The organism is Streptomyces sp. NPDC046465, assembly GCF_040646035.1.
In the GTDB taxonomy this organism is placed as follows: domain Bacteria; phylum Actinomycetota; class Actinomycetes; order Streptomycetales; family Streptomycetaceae; genus Streptomyces.
In genome coordinates, this window is sequence record NZ_JBEYZK010000001.1 from 119,765 (window position 1) to 141,665 (window position 21,901).

20 protein-coding genes are annotated in these 21,901 nt (G+C 72.6%); 11 read left to right on the forward strand and 9 right to left on the reverse strand.

The features are described 5' to 3' along the window. Positions 1–86 precede the first annotated feature (86 nt). The 3 genes from panB to ABZ953_RS00550 all read left to right on the forward strand — a co-directional run bounded on the left by panB (position 87) and on the right by ABZ953_RS00550 (position 3,760). Entirely contained in the window at positions 87–968 is an 882-nt protein-coding gene (panB, locus tag ABZ953_RS00540; RefSeq protein WP_361714346.1) for a 3-methyl-2-oxobutanoate hydroxymethyltransferase, read from the forward strand. Between the two features lie 939 nt (positions 969–1,907). Then, complete coding sequence (locus ABZ953_RS00545) at positions 1,908–2,936, forward strand: ATP-binding cassette domain-containing protein (RefSeq protein ID WP_361714349.1); 1,029 nt, start codon at positions 1,908–1,910, stop codon at positions 2,934–2,936. Next, positions 2,933–3,760 (forward strand): ABC transporter permease, encoded by an 828-nt coding sequence (locus tag ABZ953_RS00550; protein WP_361714352.1) that lies wholly within the window; start codon positions 2,933–2,935, stop codon positions 3,758–3,760. The genes ABZ953_RS00545 and ABZ953_RS00550 overlap by 4 nt, the downstream gene beginning before the upstream one ends. A gap of 60 nt (positions 3,761–3,820) precedes the next feature. Here ABZ953_RS00550 and ABZ953_RS00555 read toward each other — a convergent pair whose 3' ends face one another. Beyond that, positions 3,821–7,138: a BTAD domain-containing putative transcriptional regulator gene (locus ABZ953_RS00555; RefSeq protein ID WP_361714355.1), complete on the reverse strand. Its 3,318-nt coding sequence runs from the start codon at positions 7,136–7,138 to the stop codon at positions 3,821–3,823. Positions 7,139–7,229: 91 nt separating this feature from the next. Continuing rightward, the gene (locus ABZ953_RS00560; RefSeq protein ID WP_361714358.1) at positions 7,230–7,736 is read right to left on the reverse strand and encodes a DUF6578 domain-containing protein; all 507 of its coding nucleotides are present in this window, start codon (positions 7,734–7,736) and stop codon (positions 7,230–7,232) included. Positions 7,737–7,839: 103 nt separating this feature from the next. Here ABZ953_RS00560 and ABZ953_RS00565 point away from each other — a divergent pair, with 103 nt between their 5' ends. Beyond that, positions 7,840–8,649 (forward strand): site-2 protease family protein, encoded by an 810-nt coding sequence (locus ABZ953_RS00565; protein WP_361714361.1) that lies wholly within the window; start codon positions 7,840–7,842, stop codon positions 8,647–8,649. On the opposite strand, the gene ABZ953_RS00570 is transcribed toward ABZ953_RS00565, so the two are convergent. The 3 genes from ABZ953_RS00570 to ABZ953_RS00580 form a co-directional block, all read right to left on the reverse strand. Continuing rightward, positions 8,639–8,839 (reverse strand): hypothetical protein, encoded by a 201-nt coding sequence (locus ABZ953_RS00570; protein WP_361714364.1) that lies wholly within the window; start codon positions 8,837–8,839, stop codon positions 8,639–8,641. The genes ABZ953_RS00565 and ABZ953_RS00570 overlap by 11 nt on opposite strands. Before the next feature lie 93 nt (positions 8,840–8,932). Then, complete coding sequence (npdG, locus tag ABZ953_RS00575; protein WP_361714367.1) at positions 8,933–9,649, reverse strand: NADPH-dependent F420 reductase; 717 nt, start codon at positions 9,647–9,649, stop codon at positions 8,933–8,935. A 9-nt stretch (positions 9,650–9,658) separates the two neighbouring features. Continuing rightward, the gene (locus tag ABZ953_RS00580; protein ID WP_361714370.1) at positions 9,659–10,750 is read right to left on the reverse strand and encodes a sialidase family protein; all 1,092 of its coding nucleotides are present in this window, start codon (positions 10,748–10,750) and stop codon (positions 9,659–9,661) included. Positions 10,751–10,829: 79 nt separating this feature from the next. On the opposite strand from ABZ953_RS00580, the gene ABZ953_RS00585 reads away from it, so the two are divergent. Beyond that, entirely contained in the window at positions 10,830–11,432 is a 603-nt protein-coding gene (locus ABZ953_RS00585) for a hypothetical protein (protein ID WP_361714373.1), read from the forward strand. Positions 11,433–11,488: 56 nt separating this feature from the next. Next, a complete protein-coding gene (locus tag ABZ953_RS00590; protein ID WP_361714376.1) occupies positions 11,489–12,766 on the forward strand; it encodes an MFS transporter in 1,278 nt (425 codons plus the stop codon). A 75-nt stretch (positions 12,767–12,841) separates the two neighbouring features. Here ABZ953_RS00590 and ABZ953_RS00595 read toward each other — a convergent pair whose 3' ends face one another. Next, positions 12,842–13,069, reverse strand: coding sequence for a hypothetical protein (locus tag ABZ953_RS00595; protein WP_361714379.1), 228 nt, complete (start codon positions 13,067–13,069; stop codon positions 12,842–12,844). A gap of 79 nt (positions 13,070–13,148) precedes the next feature. Between ABZ953_RS00595 and map the strand changes: the two genes are divergently transcribed. Together map and ABZ953_RS00605 are read left to right on the forward strand one after the other, a co-directional pair. After that, a complete protein-coding gene (map, locus tag ABZ953_RS00600; protein ID WP_361714382.1) occupies positions 13,149–14,006 on the forward strand; it encodes a type I methionyl aminopeptidase in 858 nt (285 codons plus the stop codon). Positions 14,007–14,253: 247 nt separating this feature from the next. After that, entirely contained in the window at positions 14,254–14,922 is a 669-nt protein-coding gene (locus ABZ953_RS00605) for a biliverdin-producing heme oxygenase (RefSeq protein ID WP_361714385.1), read from the forward strand. Between the two features lie 42 nt (positions 14,923–14,964). Here the strand turns inward: ABZ953_RS00605 and ABZ953_RS00610 are convergent, their stop codons facing one another. The 3 genes from ABZ953_RS00610 to ABZ953_RS00620 form a co-directional block, all read right to left on the reverse strand. Further along, entirely contained in the window at positions 14,965–15,651 is a 687-nt protein-coding gene (locus ABZ953_RS00610) for a PhzF family phenazine biosynthesis protein (RefSeq protein WP_361715577.1), read from the reverse strand. Between the two features lie 48 nt (positions 15,652–15,699). Then, positions 15,700–17,178 carry an HtaA domain-containing protein gene (locus ABZ953_RS00615; protein WP_361714388.1) on the reverse strand — a complete coding sequence of 493 codons (1,479 nt, stop codon included), beginning with the start codon at positions 17,176–17,178 and terminating at the stop codon, positions 15,700–15,702. Positions 17,179–17,254: 76 nt separating this feature from the next. Then, the gene (locus ABZ953_RS00620) at positions 17,255–18,715 is read right to left on the reverse strand and encodes an HtaA domain-containing protein (RefSeq protein ID WP_361714391.1); all 1,461 of its coding nucleotides are present in this window, start codon (positions 18,713–18,715) and stop codon (positions 17,255–17,257) included. Between the two features lie 159 nt (positions 18,716–18,874). Between ABZ953_RS00620 and ABZ953_RS00625 the strand changes: the two genes are divergently transcribed. Genes ABZ953_RS00625 through ABZ953_RS00635 form a run of 3 tightly spaced genes read left to right on the forward strand, consistent with a single transcriptional unit; the run spans position 18,875 to position 21,863 of the window. After that, positions 18,875–19,906: an ABC transporter substrate-binding protein gene (locus tag ABZ953_RS00625; protein ID WP_361714394.1), complete on the forward strand. Its 1,032-nt coding sequence runs from the start codon at positions 18,875–18,877 to the stop codon at positions 19,904–19,906. A gap of 35 nt (positions 19,907–19,941) precedes the next feature. After that, positions 19,942–21,009, forward strand: a complete 1,068-nt coding sequence (locus tag ABZ953_RS00630) for an iron ABC transporter permease (RefSeq protein ID WP_361715580.1) — start codon at positions 19,942–19,944, stop codon at positions 21,007–21,009. Positions 21,010–21,053: 44 nt separating this feature from the next. After that, positions 21,054–21,863, forward strand: coding sequence for a heme ABC transporter ATP-binding protein (locus ABZ953_RS00635; protein WP_361715583.1), 810 nt, complete (start codon positions 21,054–21,056; stop codon positions 21,861–21,863). Positions 21,864–21,901: the final 38 nt, after the last annotated feature.

The following is a 21,901-nucleotide window of genomic DNA, read 5'->3' on the forward strand; positions in this document are numbered from 1 at the left end:
AGCTTCGAACGGGTGCGTGATGCCACCATGGAGGTGATCCGGGGACGCCGTCAGGGTGCCTCGAGATGACAGAAGGAGCCGTTGCGATGACGCAGCTTTCGGCTGCCCAGAAGAGTGCCGACGCCCCGCGGAGCCCCGACAGCAGCAAAGCGCTGTACGGCGGCAAGGGCACCCGGCGCATCACTGTGCGCGACATCAACGCCGCCAAGGAACGCGGCGAGAAGTGGCCCATGCTCACCGCCTACGACGCGATGACCGCGTCCGTCTTCGACGAGGCGGGCATCCCCGTCATGCTCGTCGGCGACTCGGCGGGCAACTGCCACCTCGGGTACGAGACGACCGTGCCCGTCACCCTCGACGAGATCACCATGCTGTCGGCCGCGGTCGTACGGGGCACCTCGCGCGCCCTAGTCGTCGGCGACCTGCCGTTCGGCTCGTACCAGGAGGGCCCGGTCCAGGCGCTCCGCTCGGCCACCCGGCTCGTGAAGGAGGCGGGCGTCGGCGCGGTGAAGCTGGAGGGCGGCGAACGCTCCCTGGCGCAGACCGAGTTGCTCGTCCAGTCCGGCATCCCCGTCATGTCCCACCTCGGCCTCACCCCGCAGTCCGTGAACACCATGGGCTACCGCGTGCAGGGCCGCGGCGACGAGGCCGCCCACCGGCTCCTGAACGACGCCAAGGCGGCACAGGACGCGGGCGCGTTCGCGGTCGTCCTCGAGCTGGTCCCCGAGGAGCTGGCCGCCGAGGTCACCCGCTCCCTGCACATCCCGACCGTCGGGATCGGGGCGGGCGCCGCGTGCGACGCGCAGGTCCTGGTCTGGACGGACATGCTGGGCCTGACCGGCGGGAAGATGCCGCGCTTCGTCAAGCAGTACGCGGACCTGCGGGGCGTCATGTCCGGCGCGGCCAAGGCGTTCGCCGAGGACGTGGTGGGCGGGGCGTTCCCGGCGCCCGAACACGCGGTCCACTGAGGCCGTGGGGGCGGACCGGCATCGCTTCCGTCCGCCCTCCCTCCCTCCCGCCCTCCCTCCCTCCCGACCATCGCGGCACCATGGCAGCCCGCCGATTTCCCCCGTCGGCGGGCTGCCCTTTTCTCGCCCCTGGGCGGTTGGACGGGCGGCTGGGGCCGGGCCTCTCCTCGCCCTCGGGCGAGTGGGTCTGGGCGGGCGGATGGGGCCGGGCCGCTTCTCGCCCTCGGGCGGGTGGGTCTGGGCGGGTGGATGGGGCCAGGTCGCTTCTCGCCCTTGGGCGGGTGGGTCTCAGGCCCGCCGCTGCGCGGCGGATTCTCCCCACCCACCCACCCGTTTGCCCCGCGACGCAGGGTGGGGGTAGGGCCCCTACGGTCCCGTCCGGTGCGGGGCAAACGGGCGGGCGGGGGCATCCGCCGCGCAGCGGCGAGCAGGAGCTCCTACAGGCCCGTCCGATGCAGGGCAAACGGGTGGGTGGGTGGGGGGCATCGCCGCGCAGCGGCGGGCAGGAGCCCCTACAGGCCCGTCCGGTGCGGGGTGAACGGGCGGGTGGGTGGGAGCATCGCCGCGCAGCGGCGGGCAGGAGCCCCTACAGGCCCGTCCGGTGCGGGGTGAACGGGTGGGCGGGTGGGGGCATCGCCGCGCAGCGGCGGGCAGGAGCCCCTACGGCCCCGTCCGGTGCGGGGTGAACGGGCGGGCGGCATCCGCCGCGAAGCGGCGGGCAAGGGCCCCTACAGGCCCGTCCGGTGCGGGGTGAACGGGCGGGCGGCATCCGCCGCGAAGCGGCGGGCAAGGGCCCCTACAGGCCCGTCCGGTGCGGGGTGAACGGGTGGGCGGCATCCGCCGCGAAGCGGCGGTTCAGGACACCGCCGACGCCCCCGCGAAGGCCCGCTGTCGGCGGCATGTCGGTGGTTTGTCGGTGGCACCTGGCATCTTGAGGGCATGAAGCGAATCGACATGAACCCCGGCGGCGCAGGGAGCGCGGTCACCGTAAGGGGACTGGTCAAGCACTACGGCGAGACCAAGGCACTGGACGGCGTGGACCTCGACGTGCGCGAGGGCACCGTCCTCGGCGTGCTCGGGCCCAACGGCGCCGGCAAGACGACCCTCGTACGCTGCCTCTCCACCCTCGTCACCCCGGACGCGGGCTCGGCCCTCGTCGCCGGGTACGACGTGGCGAGCCAGCCCCGCCAACTCCGCCGCGTCATCGGCCTCACCGGCCAGTACGCGTCGGTGGACGAGAAGCTCTCGGGGCGCGAGAACCTCTACATGATCGGGCGCCTGCTCGACCTGTCCCGCAAGGAGTCCAGGTCCCGCGCCGACGGCCTCCTCGAGCGGTTCTCCCTCACCGAGGCCGCCAAGCGCCCCGCGAGCACGTACTCCGGCGGTATGCGCCGCCGCCTCGACCTCGCCGCGTCGATGATCGGCAGCCCGGCCGTCCTCTACCTGGACGAGCCGACGACCGGCCTCGACCCCCGTACCCGTAACGAGGTGTGGGCCGAGGTCAAGCGCATGGTCGGCGACGGCGTGACCGTGCTGCTCACCACCCAGTACATGGAGGAGGCCGAGCAGCTGGCCTCCGAGCTGACCGTCATCGACCGCGGCAAGGTCATCGCCAACGGCGGCATCGACGAGCTCAAGGCGAAGGTCGGCGGCCGCACCCTGCGGGTCCGCCCGGCCGACCCGCTGGAGCTGCGCCCGCTGGCGAACGCGCTCGACGACCTCGGCCTGACCGGCATCGCCACCTCCACGGTGGACGCCGAGTCCGGCACGGTCCTGGTGCCGATCCTCAGCGACGAGCAGCTCACCGCCGTGGTCGGCGCGGTCACCGCGCGCGGCATCACGATCGGCTCCATAGCCACCGAACTGCCCAGCCTGGACGAGGTGTTCCTGTCGATCACCGGCCAGAAGGCCAGTGCTCCGCAGGACGCCCGCCCCAGCGAAAACGAACTCGAGGAGGTCGCCGTATGAGCGCCACCACTCTCGCGGCCCCCCTCAAGCCGGGGGCGGCCGACGCCCGCATCGGACTGCGCGGCCACGTCCGGCACACCGGCGCCCTGGTCCGCCGAAATCTGCTCTGGATCCGGCAGGACCCGGAGTCGATGTTCGACGCGGTCCTGATGCCGATCGTCTTCACCCTCCTGTTCGTGTACGTCTTCGGCGGTTCGATCGGGCAGGCGCTCGGCGGCGGTCAGGACCAGTACGTGCAGTATGTGGTGCCCGGCATGATGGCGATGATGAGCATGAACATCGCCATGGCCGTCGGCACCGGCTTCAACCAGGACTTCCAGAACGGCATCATGGACCGCTTCCGGACCCTGCCGATCGGCCAGGGCTCGGTCCTCTTCGCCAAGATCGTGGTGGAGCTGATGCGGCTGCTCATCGCGACGACGATCATGATGATCGTCGGTGTCCTGGTGGGCTTCGACATCACCAACTGGGGCGGACTCTTCGCCGCCGTGGGCCTCTCCGCCCTGTTCGGCACGTCCATCATGTGGATCTTCCTGGTGCTCGGCGTCTCGATGAAGAGCGCCCAGTCCGTCCAGGCGATGGGCTTCCTGGTCCTGATGCCGCTGCAGTTCGGCTCGTCGATCTTCGCGCCGACCCAGTCGATGCCGGGCTGGCTGCAGGGCTTCACCGACTACAACCCGCTCTCCGCGCTCGCGGACTCCGCGCGCGGCCTGATGGTCGGCGGCCCGGTCGCGCACGACCTGTGGGTGACGGTCGGCTGGTCGGTGGGGCTCACGCTGGTGATGGCGCCGATCGCGATCCACAAGTTCCGCACGAAGAACTGATCACGACGAACTGACCACGACGGACTGATCGCGACGGACTGATCACGACTGACCACGACCTCACGCGGTGCACAGGGCGGCGGCCTCCTCCAGGGAGAGGCCGCCGCCCTGCGCGTACGCCGATGCGTACGCGGCGCCGCCCAGCACCGCACGGGACAGCCGCTCCGCGTCCTCGCGGACGCCCCGCTCCATCGTGCTCGCGATATGCGCCGGCGGCAGCTCCCGGTCGGCGACGCCGAGGAGCCGCGCCGCGTCGTCCGCACGGGCGCCGTCGGCGGCCTGGGACAGGGCGAGAGCGGCGATCCACAGATGGACGGAGACCATCTGCGGGGCGACCATCCGCGAGAGCGGGTCGAGGGCCTTCTCGAAGGCATCGCCCACGCGGGCGACGCTCTCGGCGTACCGCCCCTCCAGCGCGTCGAGCCAGGCCGTGAGGCCGAGCACCGCACTGTCGAACACCGCGTAGCCGATGGGGTTGAACTCCAGGCGGAGCAGCCGCAGATGCTCGCGCGCCTCGGCGATGCGGCCGGTGCGGCCGAGCGCGTACGTGAGGAACATCCGGGCGGCGGGCATGGCCTCGCCCGCGTGCTGGCGGCCGGGGTTCTCGATGACCTCCCGCAGCATCGCCTCGCCCCGCGCGAAGTCGTCCGTCCGCTCCGGCGCGTCCGTCAGGAGCGAGCCGAGACGCGCCTTGAGCAGAACCACCTGGGCCTGCGCGCCGACCTGTTCGGCATACTCCACGGCTGCCCTGAAGTCCTGTGCTGCCAGCGCCAGTTCGCCCCGCCGCTCTCGCGCCTCGCCGCGCGCGGAGAGCGCCTCGGCGACGCCCCACACATCTCCCAGGCCCTGGAACACGCGCAGCGCCTCGTCCGCGTCACGGATGGCGTCGCCCGACCAGTCGGTGCGGTTGGCGAGCAGGTTGGCGCGCATCTGCAGGGCGGCGGCGAGCTCCCACTCGTAGCCGAACTCGCGGCAGGCCTCGACGGTCTCGTCGATGGTGACGCGCAGCATCTCCATGTCGCCGCCGAGCATCACCGCGAAGAACCAGAGGTTGCCGGGCGTCCGGCAGGTCTGCGGCAGTCCCGGCCGGTACGCGGCCCTGATGCCGCGCATCTTCTCCTCCGCCTCCGCCGCCTGCCAGTCCCGCACGTCCATGTCCATGCAGGACAGGTGGAGCAGGTGCGCCCCGCGGCGGGCCTCCATCAGGACCTCGGGGCTCATCGGCGGGGGCGCGGCCGTGCACGGCTCGTACATCGGGGGCGCCGGGGCGACGGGCGGGGCGAAGGGATCGGGGCCGAGCGCCATGACCTCGCCGGCCCAGTTGCGGGTCTCCATGCGCAGGCCGCGGATCTGCCAGTACCAGCAGAGGGACAGGACGAGACAGAGCGCCTCCTGCTCGTCCCGCGCGGCGATCGCGTGCCGCAGGGCGGTGCGCAGGTTCTCGTACTCGGCCTCCAGGCGCTCCACGGCCGCGTGCTGGCCCCTGCCGCGCAGCTCGGGATCGGTGGTCCTTGCGACCTCCCGGTAGTGCACGAGGTGCGCGCGCCCGGCCTCGCCCCGGTCGCCCGCCTCGTCGAGGCGCTCGCCCGCGTACTCCGCGACGGTCTCCAGGAGCCGGTAACGCATGCCGCCGTCGGACGTCGGCGAAGGCGCCGCGACGACCAGGGACTTGTCGACGAGCGAGCCCAGCACACCGGCCACGTCGGACGCGCCCCCGGCCGCCCCGCACACCTCTTCCGCCGCCCTCAGATCGCAGCCTCCGGCGAAGACCGAGAGACGGCGAAGCACCGCGCGTTCGGCCTCGTCGAGCAGGTCCCAGGACCAGTCGACGACGGCCCGCAGGGTCTGCTGGCGGGGCAGCACCGTACGGGCGCCGCTGGTCAGCAGCCGGAAGCGGTCGTCGAGGCGGTCGGCGATCTGGCGCGGGGTGAGCATCCGCAGCCGGGCGGCGGCCAGTTCGATGGCGAGCGGCAGTCCGTCGAGACGGCGGCAGATCTCGGCGGCCGCCGCCGGGTCGCCGTCGACGGTGAACCCCGGCAGGGCGGCGGCGCCGCGGTCCGCGAAGAGCCGCAGCGCGACCGGCTCGGGCAGCGGCTCCACGGGGCGCAGCAACTCCCCCGGTACGCCGAGGGGTTCGCGGCTGGTCGCGAGGACCGTCAGGCCCGGACAGCGGGCGAGGAGCTCGTCGGCGAGGCGGGCGGCCGCCTCGATGACGTGCTCGCAGTTGTCCAGGACGATCAGCATGCGCCGCGCGGCGCAGTGCTCGACGAGCCGGGCGACGGGGTCCTCGCCGTGGTGCTCCGAAATGGCCCGCAATTCCTCGGCACCGGCGCCCCGCAGCACGGTCTCGCGGGCGCCGAGCGCGGTGAGCACGGCCGCGGGTACGTCGACGGCGTCCTCGACCGGCGCGAGCTCCGCGAGCCACACCCCGTCGGGGGCACCGGCGGCGACCGCCTCGGCGACCTCCTGCGACAGCCGCGTCTTGCCGGAGCCGCCCGGTCCGAGCAGGGTGACGAGGCGGGCGTGCGCGAGGTCGCCCCGCAGCGCGTCGATGTCGTCCTCCCGGCCGACGAAGGACGTGAGCCTGGCCCTGAGGTTTCCCGGTGTGCGCGGGCGGGGCGGGGGCTCCCGCAGCAACTCCTCGTGCAGGGCCCGCAGTTCGGGCCCTGGGTCGACGCCGAGCCGGTCCGCGATGCCACGCCGTACGCCGTCGTACGCGGCGAGGGCTTCCGCCGGACGGCCCGTGTCGCGCAGCGCGCGCAGCCGCAGGGCCTGCAGCGGCTCGTCGAGAGGGTGCGCGTCGCAGAGCTCGGCGAGCTCGGGCAGCGCCTGCTCCGCCCGGCCGAGGGCGAGGGCCGCGGTCACCCTCGCGCGGCGGGCGTCGAGGTGCCTCGCATGCCAGCGGGCCGCTTCCGCGGTGTGCTCCGGCAGGTCGGCGAGGGGTTCGCCCGTCCACAGGGCGAGCGCGTCGTCCAGGAGTACGGCCGCCTTCGCCGGGTCGGCGTCCGCGAGGGCGCGGCCCGCGTCGGTCACAAGGCGGTCGAACCGGAACACGTCCACGTCGTCCGGGCTCGCGCGGAGCCGGTACCCGCCGTCCACCGAGACGACGGCGTCCGCGCCGAGGGCCCTGCGGAGCCGGCCGACCAACGCCTGCAGCGCCCCCGCCGCGTCGGCGGGCGGCCCCGCGGTCCACACCTCGTCGACCAGGGCCTGGGCGGGCGCGGTGTGGCCTGCGCGGAGGGCGAGGGCCGTCAGGAGGGCGCGGAGGCGGGCGCCGCCGACGGGGACGGGGGTTCCGTCGGGGCGGGTGGCTCGGGTCGAGCCGAGGAGGCGGTATCGCACTGGCCTATTGTCCCTGTACGGCGGGGCGGGGGGCATGAGCGTCCCTCAAGGCGGTCCCACCCCGCCTCCTACCTCCGGCCCACCCCGCCTCCTACCTCCGGCCCACCCCGCCTCCTGCCTCCGCCTCCTACCCCGCCTCCACCTCCACCTCCACCTCCAGCGAAATCAGCACGCCCGTCTCGTCCCTGCGGTACTCCCGGCCCTTCCGGGTCCCCGTCGACACCGCCCGCTTGAACCACTTCGGGCATGCCTCCACCGGGCGCAGCCACCGTTCCCCCGCCACCCGTTCCGCATCCACGTAGCCCTGCTCGACGATCTGGATGCCCCGCACCACTCCCACCGTCTCCGGCCACTTCCCCCCGTGCCGTTCCACGCACAGCAGCCCCCTGAGACGCAGCCGGGGAGGCCACGAGCCCTCGCCCGTCCACGGGACCGTCACCCCGTCGACACACACCACGGGGCCGCCGCCCGCCGACTCCACCGGGCCCTCGATCTCGCTGAGCTCGGATCGCCACTCGCGGCCCCGCTCGTCCACGTCGATGAGGAGCGGCCACGCCACTCGGTCCCCCACCCGGAACGGCTTGCCGCAGCATTCCATCTGCCAGTCCTGGTACATCACGTTCCACAGCGCCATGCCCCCAGCCTCCCCGGAACTCCCCGTCCGGTGCGAGACGTTTTCGCCGTACGCCCTATACGGTCGGGCACGCAAGGCCGTCGGACCCCAGGAGCCCCGCCCCATGACCACCGCCCCCATCCGCCGCAGCGACCGGCGGATCAGCCCCGTCTTCCTGGGGATCGCCGCCGTGACGGCGGTCTCCGGCTGGGCCGCCTGGACCGGATTCGCCGACAACCCCGGCGTCGCCGTCTTCCTCTTCGTGACGGCCGCCTGGATCGTCTCGCTCTGCCTGCACGAGTACGCGCACGCGCGCACCGCCCTGCACAGCGGCGACATCTCCATCGGCGCGAAGGGCTATCTGACCCTCAACCCGCTCAAGTACACGCACGCCCTGCTCAGCATCGTGCTGCCCGTGCTCTTCGTGATCATGGGCGGCATCGGCCTGCCCGGCGGCGCGGTCTTCATCGAGCGGGGCAGGATCAGGGGCCGCTGGAAGCACAGCCTGATCTCGGCGGCGGGCCCGCTGACGAACGTGCTGTTCGCGGTGGTCTGCACGGCGCCGTTCTGGCTCGACGCCCTCGACGGCGTCCCGGACGCGTTCCGCTACGCACTCGCGTTCCTGGCGCTGCTCCAAGTGACCGCGGCGATCCTGAACTCGCTGCCCATTCCGGGTCTGGACGGCTACGGAGTGATCGAACCCTGGCTCTCGCACGGGATCCGCCGCCAGGTGGAGCCGTTCGCGCCGTTCGGTCTCATCGCGGTCTTCGCCGTCCTGTGGATCCCGGAGGTCAACCACGCGTTCTTCGACGCGATCGACGCGATCCTGCGCGGCCTCGGCGTCAGCGAGTGGGACAGCTACTGGGGTCAGCGGCTGTACCGCTTCTGGGACGGTTCGCAGGAGGTCCCGCCCGCCCTGGGGCTCAGTTCCTGAGCGCTTCGGCGCCGCGCACCGCGTCCCGCTCGGCCTTGGCACGTCGCAGGTAGAACCAGGCCATGTTCGAGGAGAGGCCCGCGAGCAGGACCCACACGATGCCGAGCCAGCTGCCCTGCACGAAGGAGATCACGGCGGCGGCGACGGCGAGGGCGCAGACGACGAGGGCGTACACGGCGAGGCGGGGCATGGAGGTCGGCTCCTGTCGGGGTGAAGCGTGCGGGTGCGTAGTGCGTGCGTGGTGCGCGCTGCCCGTCCAGTGTCCCCCATGCCCCTGCCGCGGCTATACGTCGGTGACGCGAAGGCCCGCGTGCGCCTTGTAGCGGCGGTTCACGGAGATCAGGTTGGCGACGAGCGATTCGACCTGGTGGGCGTTGCGGAGCCGGCCGGCGAAGATGCCGCGCATGCCCGGGATGCGGGCGGCGAGCGCCTGCACGACGTCGGTGTCGGCGCGCTTCTCGCCGAGGACCATGACGTCGGTGTCGATCTCCTCGACGGCCGGGTCCTGGAGCAGGACGGCCGAGAGGTGGTGGAAGGCGGCGGTGACGCGGGAGTCCGGGAGCAGGGCGGCGGCCTGTTCGGCGGCGCTGCCCTCCTCGGGCTTGAGTGCGTACGCGCCCTTCTTGTCGAAGCCGAGCGGGTTCACGCAGTCGACGACGAGCTTGCCCGCCAGCTCCTCGCGCAGCGCTTCGAGGGTCTTGCCGTGACCGTCCCACGGCACGGCGACGATCACGATGTCGCTGCGCCGCGCGCACTCCGCGTTCTCGGCGCCTTCGACGCCGAGGCCCAGCTCGTCGGCTGCGGTCCGCGCCCGCTCGGCCGCGCGGGAGCCGATGATCACCTTCTGGCCCGCGCGGGCAAGCCGGTAGGCGAGGCCGCGCCCCTGGTCGCCGGTGCCGCCGAGGACGCCGACGACGAGGTCCGAGACGTCGGGCAGCTCCCAGGGGTCCTTGGCGGGGGCCTTGGCGGGGGCGTTCTGCGCACTGTCTGTAGAGGTCATGGGGCGACCTTACTCACCGCTCGTCCCGACGAGGTCCGCCACCGGTACCCGCCGGAAGGAGACCGTCTCGTACGCGCTGAAGTCCCCTGTCTCGTAGAGGAGTCCGACGGTCTCTCCGTCGACCCGCACGAGGTCGGAGTACGCGGCCGGAAGACCGTCGACCGTGTGGACGGTCCGCCAGGTGGTGCCGCCGTCGGCGGAGCCGCGCACGGTCATCAGGGCGCGGAAGCCGGGGTCGGCGGGTCCGGAGAAGAGGAGCAGGTCGGGGTCGCGCAGTTGCAGGACGCTGCCCTCGACGACGGGGCCGGTGAGGCAGGCCTGTGGGCGGAAGGGGCGCAGGAGGCTCTCGCCGCCGTCCGTCGAGTGGGCGTCGGCGCGGTTGCCGGGCGCCGGGGAGTCGTTGCGGGTGTTGAAGTAGAGGCGGCCGTCGGGGAGTTCGGAGGCGGTGGTCTCGTTCACGTTGATGTAGCCGTCGGTGTTGTCGTCGACGTAGCCGATGCGCCAGGTGTCACCGGCGTCGTCGCTGAGCAGGCAGTGGCCGCCGTTGTACTTGCCCTCGGTGCCGTTGTCCGTCCCGGTCGGCGGCAGGGAGTGGTTGGCGGGGACGAGGATGCGTCCCGTGGTCAGCCGCACGGCGTGGCCGGGCGTCGTCGCGTACCAGCGCCAGGCCGCCCTCTTCACCTGGCCGGTGATCTCGCGCGGCGCCGTCCAGATGAGGCCGTCGTCGTCGCTGTGCTGCAGCCAGACGCGGCGCCCGTCGGCGGCGGGGACGGTGCCGCGGCGGATGGCGTCCTCGGTGGCCGAGGCGGCGTTCCTGACCTGGACGAGGAGGAGGCGCCCGGTGTCGAGGACGACGGGGGCGGGGTTGCCCGCGAGGTCGGTGCCGTTCTTGGCGACGACCTGGAGGGGGCCCCAGGTGCGGCCGCCGTCGGCGGAGCGTCTGAGGACGATGTCGATGTTGCCGAAGTCCGCCTGGGAGCCGACGCGGCCCTCGCAGAAGGCGAGGACGGTACCGGACGCGGTCACCACGACAGCGGGGATGCGGAAGCTCGCGTATCCGTCTCGGCCCGCGCGGAAGGGAACAGATGTCTCAGCAGTCATCCTCCGCCCTTCCCCAGCCCGGGGGAATTCCCCGTGAACACCCGGTGACGAGTGGCATGTTGGGGCAGGATGCGACGCCATGGACGCCGTACGGGTCGCGCTGCTGCGCGAAGTGCTCGCCGGGACCGAGTGGCTCGGTGCCACCCGCCGCTTCGCGGGGACGCTGCGCTCCTCCGTCGTGCCGCACGGCGGCGGGCTGCTGCTCGTGGGCACGGCGGCGTACGAACCGTGGCACCTGGCCGCGCACCTGGTCGACGAGGCGGCCTGGTCGGGCACGCCGGAGCTCACCCCGACGCTGGTCCGCCACCGGGTCCTCGGCACGGAACCGGCCCACCTGTCGACCGGCCTCGGCAGGATCGAGGCCGCGCGGCGCGGCGAGACGCTGCTCGTGGTGGCCCCGGACGCGCCGGACCCGGAGCTCCTGACGCGCGTGCACGACGCGCGACGGGCGGGCGCGACGGTGCTCGCGCTCGGCTCCGGGGACCGGGACCTGGGCGCCCTCTCGCACGAGGCACTGACGGTGCCGGAGACGCCCGACCTCGACCTCGACACGGTCCAGCACCTGGTCAGCGCGGCGGCCGGGGAGAACGCGCTGCCGCAGGCCCGCGGCCCCCGGCGGCTGCGCGACCGGCTGTCCCGGCTCGCCGACCAGCTGACGTCGCCGCCCCCCACGCGGTGGTGAGAAATGGTGAGAAATTCGGTTGCCTGCTACACGGTCAGCGCTGAGCATGGCTTCTCGTGCCTCTCTCCGCGATACTGCCCGACCTCTCCCCCTGGCGGTCCACCCGTGACTTCCGGCTGCTGTGGGTGCAGGGTCTCGTCACCACCTTCGGCAGTTTCATGGCCCTGGTCGCCCTGCCGCTACAGATCAAGGATCTGACGGACTCCCCGATCGCCGTGGGCGCGATGGGCGCGGTGGAGCTGGTGCCGCTGATCGTCTTCGGTCTGTACGGCGGGGCGCTCGCCGACGCCGTGGACCGGCGCAGGGTGATCCTGCTGACCGAGGCGGGCCTCGGGCTCCTCGCCGTCGTCCTCCTGGTGAACGCGCTGCTGCCCGAGCCGCTGCTGTGGCCGCTGTACGTCGTGGCGGCCGGGGTCTCCGCGCTCGCCGGGCTGCAACGGCCCGCCCTCGACTCCCTGATGGCGCGGATCGTGCCGCACCACCAGCTGACGGCGGCCGCCGCGCTGAACTCGCTGCGGTGGAACGTGGGCGCCATCGCGGCGCCGTCCCTCGCGGGCATCGTCGTGGCGTACGCGGGTCACGCGTCGGCGTACGGGGTCACGGCCGTCTGCTTCGTGCTGTCGGTCGCGCTGTGCACCCGCCTCTCGCCCGCGCCCGCCGCGCACGACGCGGAGAAGCCGTCGCTGAAGGGTCTCGCGGAGGGCGCGCGGTACGCGTGGTCGCGGCCGGTGCTGCTCGGCACGTACGCGATCGACATGGCGGCGATGTTCTTCGCCTTCCCCAATACGATCTTCCCGTTCCTCGCGGACGACCTGGACGCGGAGTGGGCGCTCGGCCTGATGTACGCGGCGGGCGCGGTCGGTTCGCTGGTCTTCAGCCTCACCAGCGGGTGGACGTCGCGGGTGCGGCGGCACGGGCTGCTCGTGGTGTTCGGCGCGGCGGGCTGGGGGCTCGCGATCACCGCGGCGGGCTGGTTCTCGAACGTCTGGGTGGTCCTCGTGTGCCTCGCCCTCGCGGGCGCCGGGGACATGGCGAGCGGGCTCGGCCGCTCCACGATCTGGAACCAGACCATCCCGGACGAGCTGCGCGGCAGGCTCGCCGGGATAGAGGTCCTCTCGTACAGCGTGGGCCCGCAGCTCGGCCAGGTCCGCGCGGGCGCGGCGGCGGGCTGGACGGGCACCCGCTCCGCCATCTGGTCCGGCGGCATGGCCTGCGTGGCCTCGGTCGGCGTCCTGGCGGCGGTGCTGCCGCGGCTCATCACGTACGACGCGACGACGGACCCCGACGCGAGGCTGCGGCGGGAGCGGACCGAGGAGCGGGCGGCGGCACTCTAGCGCGGCCTCCGCGCTCCAGCGCCGCCTCGCCCCGCCCCGCCCCTCCCCCCACGTCCGCCCCGGGAGGGCCGGGGTCTACTCGTCCTCGGGCCGTGCGGTCTTGTCGTGCCACCTGGGGTCGGTCTCCCACTCCAGGTTCCGGTCGGCGGCCGTCTGCATCGCGTGCTGCGCGTCCTCACGGGAGGCGTAGGGGCCCATGCGGTCCTTGCCGGGGCAGTCGGGGCCCTCCTCGACCTTGTTGTGCTCCAGGCAGTAGAACCACTCGCCCGGCTTGCCGACGGTCTTCTTCTTGAACAGCGCCATGACCCGCTCCTTCCGTCCTCGGTGACGTGCCGCTCTCCGGGACCATGCTGCCCCACGACGGCTGGCTAGACTCGCTGGCATGTCTGGCCAGTCACTGCTCGTCCCAGGGGAGCTCTCCCCCATCCGTTCCGTACCCGGCAACATCAGGCGCCCGGAGTATGTGGGGAAGCCCGCGCCGACCCCGTACACGGGGCCCGAGGTCCAGTCCCCCGAGACCATCGAGTTGATGCGCACCGCGGGCCGCATCGCCGCCCGCGCCATGGAAGAGGCCGCGAAGCACATCGCGCCCGGTGTGACCACCGATGAGCTCGACCGCGTCGCGCACGAGTACATGTGCGACCACGGTGCCTACCCCTCGACGCTGGGGTACCGCGGCTTCCCGAAGTCGCTGTGCAGCTCGGTCAACGAGGTCATCTGCCACGGGATCCCCGACTCCACCGTCCTGAACGACGGCGACATCATCAACCTCGACGTCACGGCGTACATCGGTGGCGTGCACGGCGACAACAACGCCACGTACCTCGTCGGCGACGTCGACGACGAGTCGAAGCTGCTCGTCGAGCGGACCCGCGAGTCCCTCGACCGCGCCATCAAGGCCGTCAGGCCCGGCCGTCAGATCAACATCATCGGCCGGGTCATCGAGTCGTACGCGAAGCGCTTCGGCTACGGCGTGGTCCGTGACTTCACCGGCCACGGCATCAACTCGTCCTTCCACTCCGGCCTGATCGTCCCGCACTACGACAGCCCGCACGCCACGACCGTCATCCAGCCGGGCATGACGTTCACGATCGAGCCGATGCTGACGCTCGGCACGTACGAGTACGACATGTGGGAGGACGGCTGGACCGTCGTCACGAAGGACCGGAAGCGGACCGCGCAGTTCGAGCACACGCTGGTGGTGACGGATTCCGGGGCGGAGGTCCTCACGCTGCCCTGAGGGGCGTGCCGAGAAGGCTGCCCTGAGGAAGATCGGGTCCTTACGGTTCCTTGAGCCGGAGGCGGGTAGCGTTTTTACCGACAGGACGTCGGGAACCAGTTGACTTAGGTAAGCCTAACTTGCCATGATCTGAGAGGTCGCAAGTCGCAGGTCGCAGGTCGCAGGTCGCACTGGTTCCCGCCATCCCGTCATCCCTAGGAACCCAACCCCATCCCTAGGCTCCCCAGGCTCCCTTTGGAGGCCCCGCATGGACACGGCGCCCACGCCCTTCTCGACGGTCATCCGCACCGCGTCGCACGAGCAGCACACCGAGGCCGAGACCTCGACCTTCATGAGTGACCTGCTCGGCGGCAAGCTGGGTGTCGACGCCTACACGCGCTACACCGAACAGCTGTGGTTCGTGTACCGCGCCCTGGAGGACGGCGCGCGGGCCCTGCTTCACGACCCCGTCGCGGGACCTTTCCTCCAGCCCGAGCTGGCGCGCGTGAGCGAGCTGGAGCGCGACCTCGCGCATCTGCGGGGCGCGGACTGGCGCACCGGCCTCACCCCGCTGCCCGCCACGGCGGCGTATGCGGCACGGATCGAGGAGTGCGCCCGCACCTGGCCGGGCGGCTATGTCGCCCACCACTACACGCGCTATCTCGGCGACCTCTCCGGCGGCCAGATCATCCGCGGCAAGGCCGAGCAGACCTGGGGCTTCGACCGCAAGGGCGACGGCGTGCGGTTCTACGTGTTCGAGGGGATATCCAACCCGGCCGCGTTCAAGCGGGGGTATCGGCAGCTCCTTGACGGGATTGACGGGGTGGTCGTGGACGAGTTGGAGAGGAAGCGGATCGTCGACGAGTGCAAGCGCGCGTTCGCTTTGAATACGGCGGTGTTCCGGGAGCTGGGGGATGAGTTTCCGCTGAGCGCCTGATGTGTGGACGACTCGGGGGCGCTGCCCCCGGGCCCCCGCTCCTCAAACGCCGGAGGGGCTGAAATGGCTCACGCCGGAGGGGCTGGTACCGCTCAGGCGGACCCTGCCGCCCACCTCGATCCAGTCCTCCGGGCCCGGTGCCGTCAGGAGTTGTGAGCCGTGGCCCTGAGTGATGTTGAGGGCGCGGTTCAGGGCGTGGGTGAGCAGGAGCGCCGCCGCGCCCGTCGCCTCGTCCTCGTCGATGCCGTCCCCCCGGCCGGGGAAGCCCCTCGCCCGTACGCGGCCCGCCGCCTCGTCCTCCCAGGCCCAGGCGTAGATCCACTCCCCTTCCGGCGGCACGTCGAGCGCGTCGACCTCCGCCGCCGACCCGTACCGCCGCAGCGTCCTCGGCGGCGCCCAGTCCGCCCGTCCCGCGATCCAGCTGAACTCGCCGTCCTGACGGGCCTCGACCACCCCGGCTGGCGTGACGAGTTCGGGTACGTCGAGGAGCCATGCCGTACCGACGCAGGGGTGGCCCGCGAAGGGCAGGCGCAGCGTCGGCGTGTAGATGTCGATGACGCCGCGCTCGGGGTCGTCGACGAAGACCGTCTCGCTGAAGCCGAGCTTCGCCGCGAACGCCTGCCGGTCACCGGGCACGCGCATGCGGGCCCCGTCGCGCACGACACCGAGTTCGTTGCCGTGCCGACCGTCGGGCCCGCAGAAGACGCGCAGCACGTCGAGTGCGTCCAGCGCTTCGCGTACGTCGTCGAGTGCTTCAGTCACCCGGATATTCAAACATCACGCTGTTTCCGCGCCCCGTCGCCGCCGTGCCACGACGACCGCGCCCGCGCCCGTCGCCAGCGCCGCGCCCGCCACGCCGATGAGCGCGGTGGAGGGGACGGAGGAACCGGTGGCCGCGAGGGCGCCCGCCCCGCCGACCGAACCACCGCCGACCGAACCACCGGCGCCGTCACCACCGCCCACAGGGCCGGACCCCGCCGCGTCGTCGCCCGCTTCCCCGCCGCCCGAGGAGAGCCGGGCGCCCGCCGATGAGGACAGCGCGACCGTCACCGGGTCGAGCTTCTCGCCCTTCTCGTACGGGGAGCCGTTCCGCTCGCTGGCGAACTGCCGCGCGCCCGCCGCGGTCAGGGTCGCGGGCAGGTTGTCGAGCCGTACGACACCGCCCCGGGGCTCGTACGAGGCGCGGGAGAGGTCGAGCGTCGCGAACTTCACGTCGTTGTGGGTGCCCTGGGGCGTGGTGACGTCGGCGAGCAGCGTGCCTCCCGTGCCCTTCGCCCGCACCTTGAGGTCGCTGAACTTCATGTCGATGCCGTGGGCCTTGTACGTGAAGCGGACGGTGCCGCCGAACGAGGCGTCGGCCTTCTTGGCGCCGGAGTCCAGGTCCGCCTCGGCGTACGGGAAGTCGTAGCCGGTGGAGGTCTTCGTGGCGCCGCCTCCCACGGTCGCCCCGCCGCCGGTGGAGATGTACTTGCGGAAGCTCTTCTTCAGCCCCCAGGACAGCCGGCCGTCGACGACACCGGCCGACTTCGCGGGCTCGGCGGGCTTGGCGGGCTTCGTGGGCTCGGCGGGCTTCGAGGGCTCGGCGGGTTCAGCGGGCTCGGTCGGCTTCGGCGGCGCGGGCTGCTCCGTCACCGGGTCGCCCGGCGTCACCGTCAGCGTGGCCGGGTCGAGCTTCTCGCCCTTCTCGTACATGCCGTTGAACGCCTTCGCGCCCTTCGCGGTCAGCGTCGCCGGAATGTCCTTGAAGACCATCGCGCCGCTCTCGCCCTCGCCGGGGCGGACCGCGCTCAGGTCGAGCTCGGCCAGGGCGATGTCGTTCTGGGTGGCGCCGTTGAGGGTGACGTCGGCCTGGATGGCGCCGCTCGTGCCCTTGGTGCGGACCTTGACGTCGCCGATGGTGATGTCGAAGCGGTGGACCGTGGAGACGAAGCGGACGCCGCCCTTGAAGGCGGTGTCGGTGGCGTGGGTGCCGGGCTCGTACGTCCCCTTGCCGCCGGGGAACGTGAACACCCCGTTGCCCGCGGCCTGTTCGGCGCCGCCCTTGGTCTCGATCCTGCCCCGGGCCATGCCCGTGACGTACTTGCGGAAGGATTCCTTCACGCCCCAGTCCAGCGTCCCGTTCTTGAGCTCCACCTTCGGCGGGGCGGCCTTGCCGCTGTCGGCGGCGAGCGCGGGCGGTGTGAGGACGCTCGCGCCGAGGGCGACGGCGGTCGCGACGGCTGCCGCGAGGGTGATGGGGCGACGAGTGGCGGCCATGATCAGGCTTCTCCTTGGGGTGAGAGATGAGCACGGAGGGACACGGAGGGGAGAGGAAGGAGGGAGGGGGTTGGGGTCAGGAGGGGGTGAGGTCGGTGGGGGGCGTGGCGGTGTCCTCCGTGGCCGTCCGCGTCGCGCGCTTCTTGCGGACGACGCCGAAGGTGACCGCCGCGGCGAGCAGTACCGCGACTCCCGCGCCGACGCCGATCGGTACGGCATTGGACGTCGAGCCGGAGGAGTCGGCGGACCGTGCCGCGTTGCCGGTCCTGGGGTCCGCGGAGGCCTCCGGACCCCCCGCTCGCTTCGGGGACGAGCCGAGGTCGGGCAGCGCGGGGAGTTTCGCGTCGGCGTCTAGGGTGACGGCGAGCGAGAGCGGGTCCATGGCGGAGCCCGCCTTGTACATGCCGCCGAACGCCTCGGCGCCCTCGGCGGTGAGCTTCGACGGCTCCTCGGTGAGCCGGACGAGGCCGTTCTTCGGCCCCAACCGCCCGGCAGGCGCGGGGAAAGTGACCAGCGGGGCCCGCTTGGCGCTGCTCACGCCGTCGACGTCCGCGAACAGCGTGCCCTTGCCGTCCTTCACCTGCACGGCGACCTTGCCGAGCGCGAGGTCGAGGCCGTGCTTGCCGGTGAAGCGGACGGTTCCGGCGAAGTCCGCGTCGAGGGTGTGCTTCTTCTCGTCGTACGTGCCCTTGCCCGCGGGGAAGCGGAAGAGCGCGCCGCCGTCCTGGGCCCCGCCGGTCAGCTTCCATTCGCCCTTGGCGACGGTGCCGGTGACGTACTCGCGGAACGTGCGCCGCACGCCCCAGTCGACGGCGGCGTCCTCGATGCGGCCCGCCTCCGCCTTCCTGCCCGGCTCCGGGGGTTTCGGCTTGGGCTTCTTCGCGGGCTTGCCGGGGCCGGACTTCGCCGCGAGGTCCGCCGACAGGCTCACCCGGTCGAGGGCGGTGCCTGCCGTGTAGTACCCGGCGAAGGCCTTCGCGCCCTGTGAAGTCAGCTTGGCGGGCAGGTTGTTGAGGGCGATCGGGCCGGTGCCGCCCCTCATGTCGATGCCGGAGATGTCGAGCGAGGCGAGCGGCACCTGCGGCGTCGAGGTGACCTTTCCGGTGCCCTTCGCCTTGCTGACCATGTCGGCGTAGAGCGTGCCGGAGCCGCCGGAGACCTTCACCGTGGGACGGCTGACGGTCAGGTCGAGCTCGTAGGAGCCGCCCTTCTTGTGCCCGGTGAAGTGCACGCCGCCCGAGAACCCGGCGCTGAACTTCCCGCTCTGCGGGTCGTACGAGCCCTTCGCCGAGTGGAAGCGGAACTGGCTGCCGCCGACCGTGGCGGCGCCGTCCTCCAGCGTCGAACTGCCGCGGGCGATGGGCCCGGTGACGTAACTCTGGAAGGAGGATTTGATGCCCCAGTCGAGCCGTCCGCCCTGGACCGTGCGGTCCTCGGCGTGCGCGGCGGCCGCCGGGAGCAGCGCTCCGATCAGTGCGGTGAGCACGGCCACGGCGCCGGTGCGGCCGACGGCTCGCACCTTTCCAAACGACCGCATGGACGACGGCATGGACGACGGCATGAGGGACCCCTCCAGGCCTAGCGAATTAGGTAAGGCTAACCTAAGCTACGATCGCTCTGAACTGGAACCCCGCAAGCTGGGCCCCCTCAAGCTGAACCCCCCAAGAGCTCGACAGGACGGTGGACTTCGGTGCGTATGCCGCGCTCACTCCGTATCGCAGGCGCATGGGCCGCCGTGCTCGCCCTCGGCCTCACCGGATGCGGGACGACGGACGACGGCGGTGGGCAGCCGAAGCCAGGGACGAAGGCGGGGGGAGCCGCCGCCGCGCCCGATCGGGTCGAGCCCCTGAAGACCCGCCCGAAACCCGAACTGCCCGCCACCGTCACCTCGACCGACGGCCACAGAGTGACGGTGCGCGACACCAGCCGCATCGTGCCGCTCACCGGCAGCCTCAACGAGATCGTCTTCACCCTGGGGCTCGGCGAGAACGTCGTCGCCCGCGAGATCACCGCCACGTTCCAACAGGCGGCGAAGCTCCCCGTGGTGACGCGGGCCCACGACGTCTCGGCGGAGAGCGTGCTCTCGCTCAAGCCGACTGTCGTCCTCGCCGACACCACCACAGGACCCGCCGAAGCCATCGACCAGATCCGTGACGCGGGCGTCCCCCTCGTCGTGTTCGACCCCGCGAAGAGCCTCGACGACGTGAGCCCCCGGATCAAGGCGGTGGCCGAGGCGCTGGGCGTCGGCTCGTCGGGCGCCCGGCTGACCGACCGTACGGAGCAGCGGATCGCGAAGGTCCGCGAGGCGATCCCGGCACCCGCTCGCAAGACCCGCACGCCGCGGGTCGCCTTCCTCTATCTGCGCGGCTCGGCCTCCGTATATCTCCTTGGCGGCGCCGGGTCCGGGGCGAGTTCGCTCCTGGAGGCGGCGGGCGCGGTCGACGCGGGCAAGGAGTCCGGGCTGACGAAGGACTTCACGGCGATCACCAGCGAGGCGCTCGCCAAGGCCGCGCCGGACGCGATCCTGGTGATGACGAAGGGCCTTGAGTCGGTGGACGGCGTCGACGGCCTCCTGAAGGTGCCGGGCGTCGCCGAGACCCCCGCGGGCCTGGACCGCCGCGTCGTCTCGATCGACGACGGCGTGCTCCTCAACTACGGGCCGCGCACCGACCAGGTACTGAAGTCCCTGGTGACACAGTTGTACGGGGACGCCGAGGGAGCCGAGTGAGCCTGCTGACCAAGGCCGGGCGCCCTTCCGTCCCCGTGGCCCCCGACCGGCCGCCCCGCCCCCGCCGCGGCGCCGCCCTCCCTCTCACCGCGGGCCTCACCGCGGGCCTCGCCGCCGCCCTCGTCCTGCTCTGCCTGCTCTCCGCCGGAATCGGCGCGTACGACATCCCCCTCGGCGACGTCCTCTCCTCCGTCCGGCACCGCGCCGGTCTCGGCGGGACCGCGCTCGACCGGGTCGGCGAGAGCGTGCTGTGGAACGTGCGGCTGCCGCGCGTCGTGCTCGCGCTGCTCGTCGGCGCCTCGCTCGGCTGCGCGGGCGCGCTGATGCAGGGCGTGTTCGGCAATCCGCTCGCCGAACCGGGCGTCATCGGCATCTCCTCGGGCGCGGCGGTCGGCGCGGTCGCCTCCATCGCGCTCGGCCTGAACTTCTTCGGGAACTGGACGGTCACGGTCTGCGCGTTCGTCGCCGGGCTCGCGACCGTTCTTCTCGTGTACGCGATGTCGCGCGAGGGCGGCCGGACGGAGGTCGTCACGCTGATCCTCACCGGCATCGCCGTGAACGCCTTCGCGGGCGCCCTCATCGGCCTGTGCGTCTTCTTCGCGGACAACGCGCAGCTCAGCCAGATCACCTTCTGGCAGCTCGGCTCGCTCGCCCAGGCGACCTGGCCGAAGGTGCTCGCCGTGCTGCCGTGCGCGGCCGTCGGACTCGTGGTCGCGCCCCTCTCCGCGCGGAAGCTGGACCTGCTCGCGCTCGGCGAGCGGCCCGCCCGGCACCTGGGCGTGGACGTCGAGCGGCTGCGGCTCGTCCTCGTACTCGTGGTGGCCCTGCTGACCGCGGCCGCCGTGGCCGTCGCCGGGATCATCACCTTCGTCGGCCTCCTCGTACCGCACCTGCTGAGGATGGCCGCAGGCCCCGGGCACCGCTTCCTCGTGCCCGGGAGCGCGCTCGGCGGTGCGCTGGTCCTCGTCGCGGCCGATCTGGCCGCGCGCACGGTGGCCGCGCCCGCCGAGCTGCCGCTCGGTGTGCTCACCGCGCTCTTCGGCAGCCCGTTCTTCTTCTGGCTGCTGCGCAGGACCCGTCGCAGGCAAGGGGGTTGGGCGTGATCGGGCAGCTCGGCAGGCGGCTCTTCGCCGGGCGCGAGCGGGAACTGCCCGCCCCGCCCGTCCGCGGCGACGCCCTCGCCGAGGCCGTGGGGCTGCGGGTGCGGCTCGGCGGACGCGAGGTGCTCGCCGGGGTCTCGCTGGCGGCACGGGCGGGCGAGGTCCTCGCCCTGGTCGGGCCGAACGGGGCAGGAAAGTCGACCCTCCTGGCGGCGCTTGCCGCCGATCTGGCGCCCGCCGAAGGGGCCGTACGCGTCTGCGGCAGACCGGCCACCGACTGGAACGCCCCCGAACTGGCCCTGCGCAGGGCCGTATTGCCGCAGTCCGCCGCGCTCTCCTTCCCCTTCCCCGTCGAGGACGTCGTCCGGATGGGCCGCGCGCCCTGGGCGGGCACCCGTCCGGCGGACGACGACGACCGGATCGTGCGCGAGTCCATGGCGGCCACCGAGGTGGGCGCGTTCGCCACGCGCTCCTTCGCCGCGCTGAGCGGCGGTGAGCGGGCCCGGGTCGCGCTGGCCCGCGTCCTCGCCCAGCGGGCCCCGCTGCTGCTGCTCGATGAGCCGACCGCCGCGCTCGACCTGCGCCATCAGGAGCTGGTGCTGCGGATCTGCCGGGAGCGGGCGGCTGCCGGGGACGCGGTCGTCGTGGTCCTGCACGACCTGAGCCTCGCCGCGGCGCACGCGGACCGGGTGGCGGTGCTGTGCGACGGGACGGTCGCCGCGGCGGGCGCCCCCGGCGACGTGCTCGGTCAGGCGCTGCTCTCCGAGGTGTACCGGCAGCCCGTGGAGGTCTTCCCGCACCCGCGCACGGGCGTCCCCGTGATCACGCCGCTGCGGGGCCGCGAAGATCGGGATTGACCGGTGCTTTACCTGGTCATGGGCCGTCCATCGGTTGC

Excerpts from the sequence above, each read along its gene's own strand:
- panB (WP_361714346.1), top strand. The coding sequence starts at position 87 with ATGACGCAGCTTTCGGCTGCCCAGAAGAGTGCCGACGCCCCGCGGAGC.
- ABZ953_RS00545 (WP_361714349.1), top strand. The coding sequence starts at position 1,908 with ATGAAGCGAATCGACATGAACCCCGGCGGCGCAGGGAGCGCGGTCACC.
- ABZ953_RS00550 (WP_361714352.1), top strand. The coding sequence starts at position 2,933 with ATGAGCGCCACCACTCTCGCGGCCCCCCTCAAGCCGGGGGCGGCCGAC.
- ABZ953_RS00555 (WP_361714355.1), bottom strand. The coding sequence starts at position 7,138 with ATGCCCCCCGCCCCGCCGTACAGGGACAATAGGCCAGTGCGATACCGC.
- ABZ953_RS00560 (WP_361714358.1), bottom strand. The coding sequence starts at position 7,736 with ATGGCGCTGTGGAACGTGATGTACCAGGACTGGCAGATGGAATGCTGC.
- ABZ953_RS00565 (WP_361714361.1), top strand. The coding sequence starts at position 7,840 with ATGACCACCGCCCCCATCCGCCGCAGCGACCGGCGGATCAGCCCCGTC.
- ABZ953_RS00570 (WP_361714364.1), bottom strand. The coding sequence starts at position 8,839 with ATGCCCCGCCTCGCCGTGTACGCCCTCGTCGTCTGCGCCCTCGCCGTC.
- npdG (WP_361714367.1), bottom strand. The coding sequence starts at position 9,649 with ATGACCTCTACAGACAGTGCGCAGAACGCCCCCGCCAAGGCCCCCGCC.
- ABZ953_RS00580 (WP_361714370.1), bottom strand. The coding sequence starts at position 10,750 with ATGACTGCTGAGACATCTGTTCCCTTCCGCGCGGGCCGAGACGGATAC.
- ABZ953_RS00585 (WP_361714373.1), top strand. The coding sequence starts at position 10,830 with ATGGACGCCGTACGGGTCGCGCTGCTGCGCGAAGTGCTCGCCGGGACC.
- ABZ953_RS00595 (WP_361714379.1), bottom strand. The coding sequence starts at position 13,069 with ATGGCGCTGTTCAAGAAGAAGACCGTCGGCAAGCCGGGCGAGTGGTTC.
- map (WP_361714382.1), top strand. The coding sequence starts at position 13,149 with ATGTCTGGCCAGTCACTGCTCGTCCCAGGGGAGCTCTCCCCCATCCGT.
- ABZ953_RS00605 (WP_361714385.1), top strand. The coding sequence starts at position 14,254 with ATGGACACGGCGCCCACGCCCTTCTCGACGGTCATCCGCACCGCGTCG.
- ABZ953_RS00615 (WP_361714388.1), bottom strand. The coding sequence starts at position 17,178 with ATGGCCGCCACTCGTCGCCCCATCACCCTCGCGGCAGCCGTCGCGACC.
- ABZ953_RS00620 (WP_361714391.1), bottom strand. The coding sequence starts at position 18,715 with ATGCGGTCGTTTGGAAAGGTGCGAGCCGTCGGCCGCACCGGCGCCGTG.
- ABZ953_RS00625 (WP_361714394.1), top strand. The coding sequence starts at position 18,875 with ATGCCGCGCTCACTCCGTATCGCAGGCGCATGGGCCGCCGTGCTCGCC.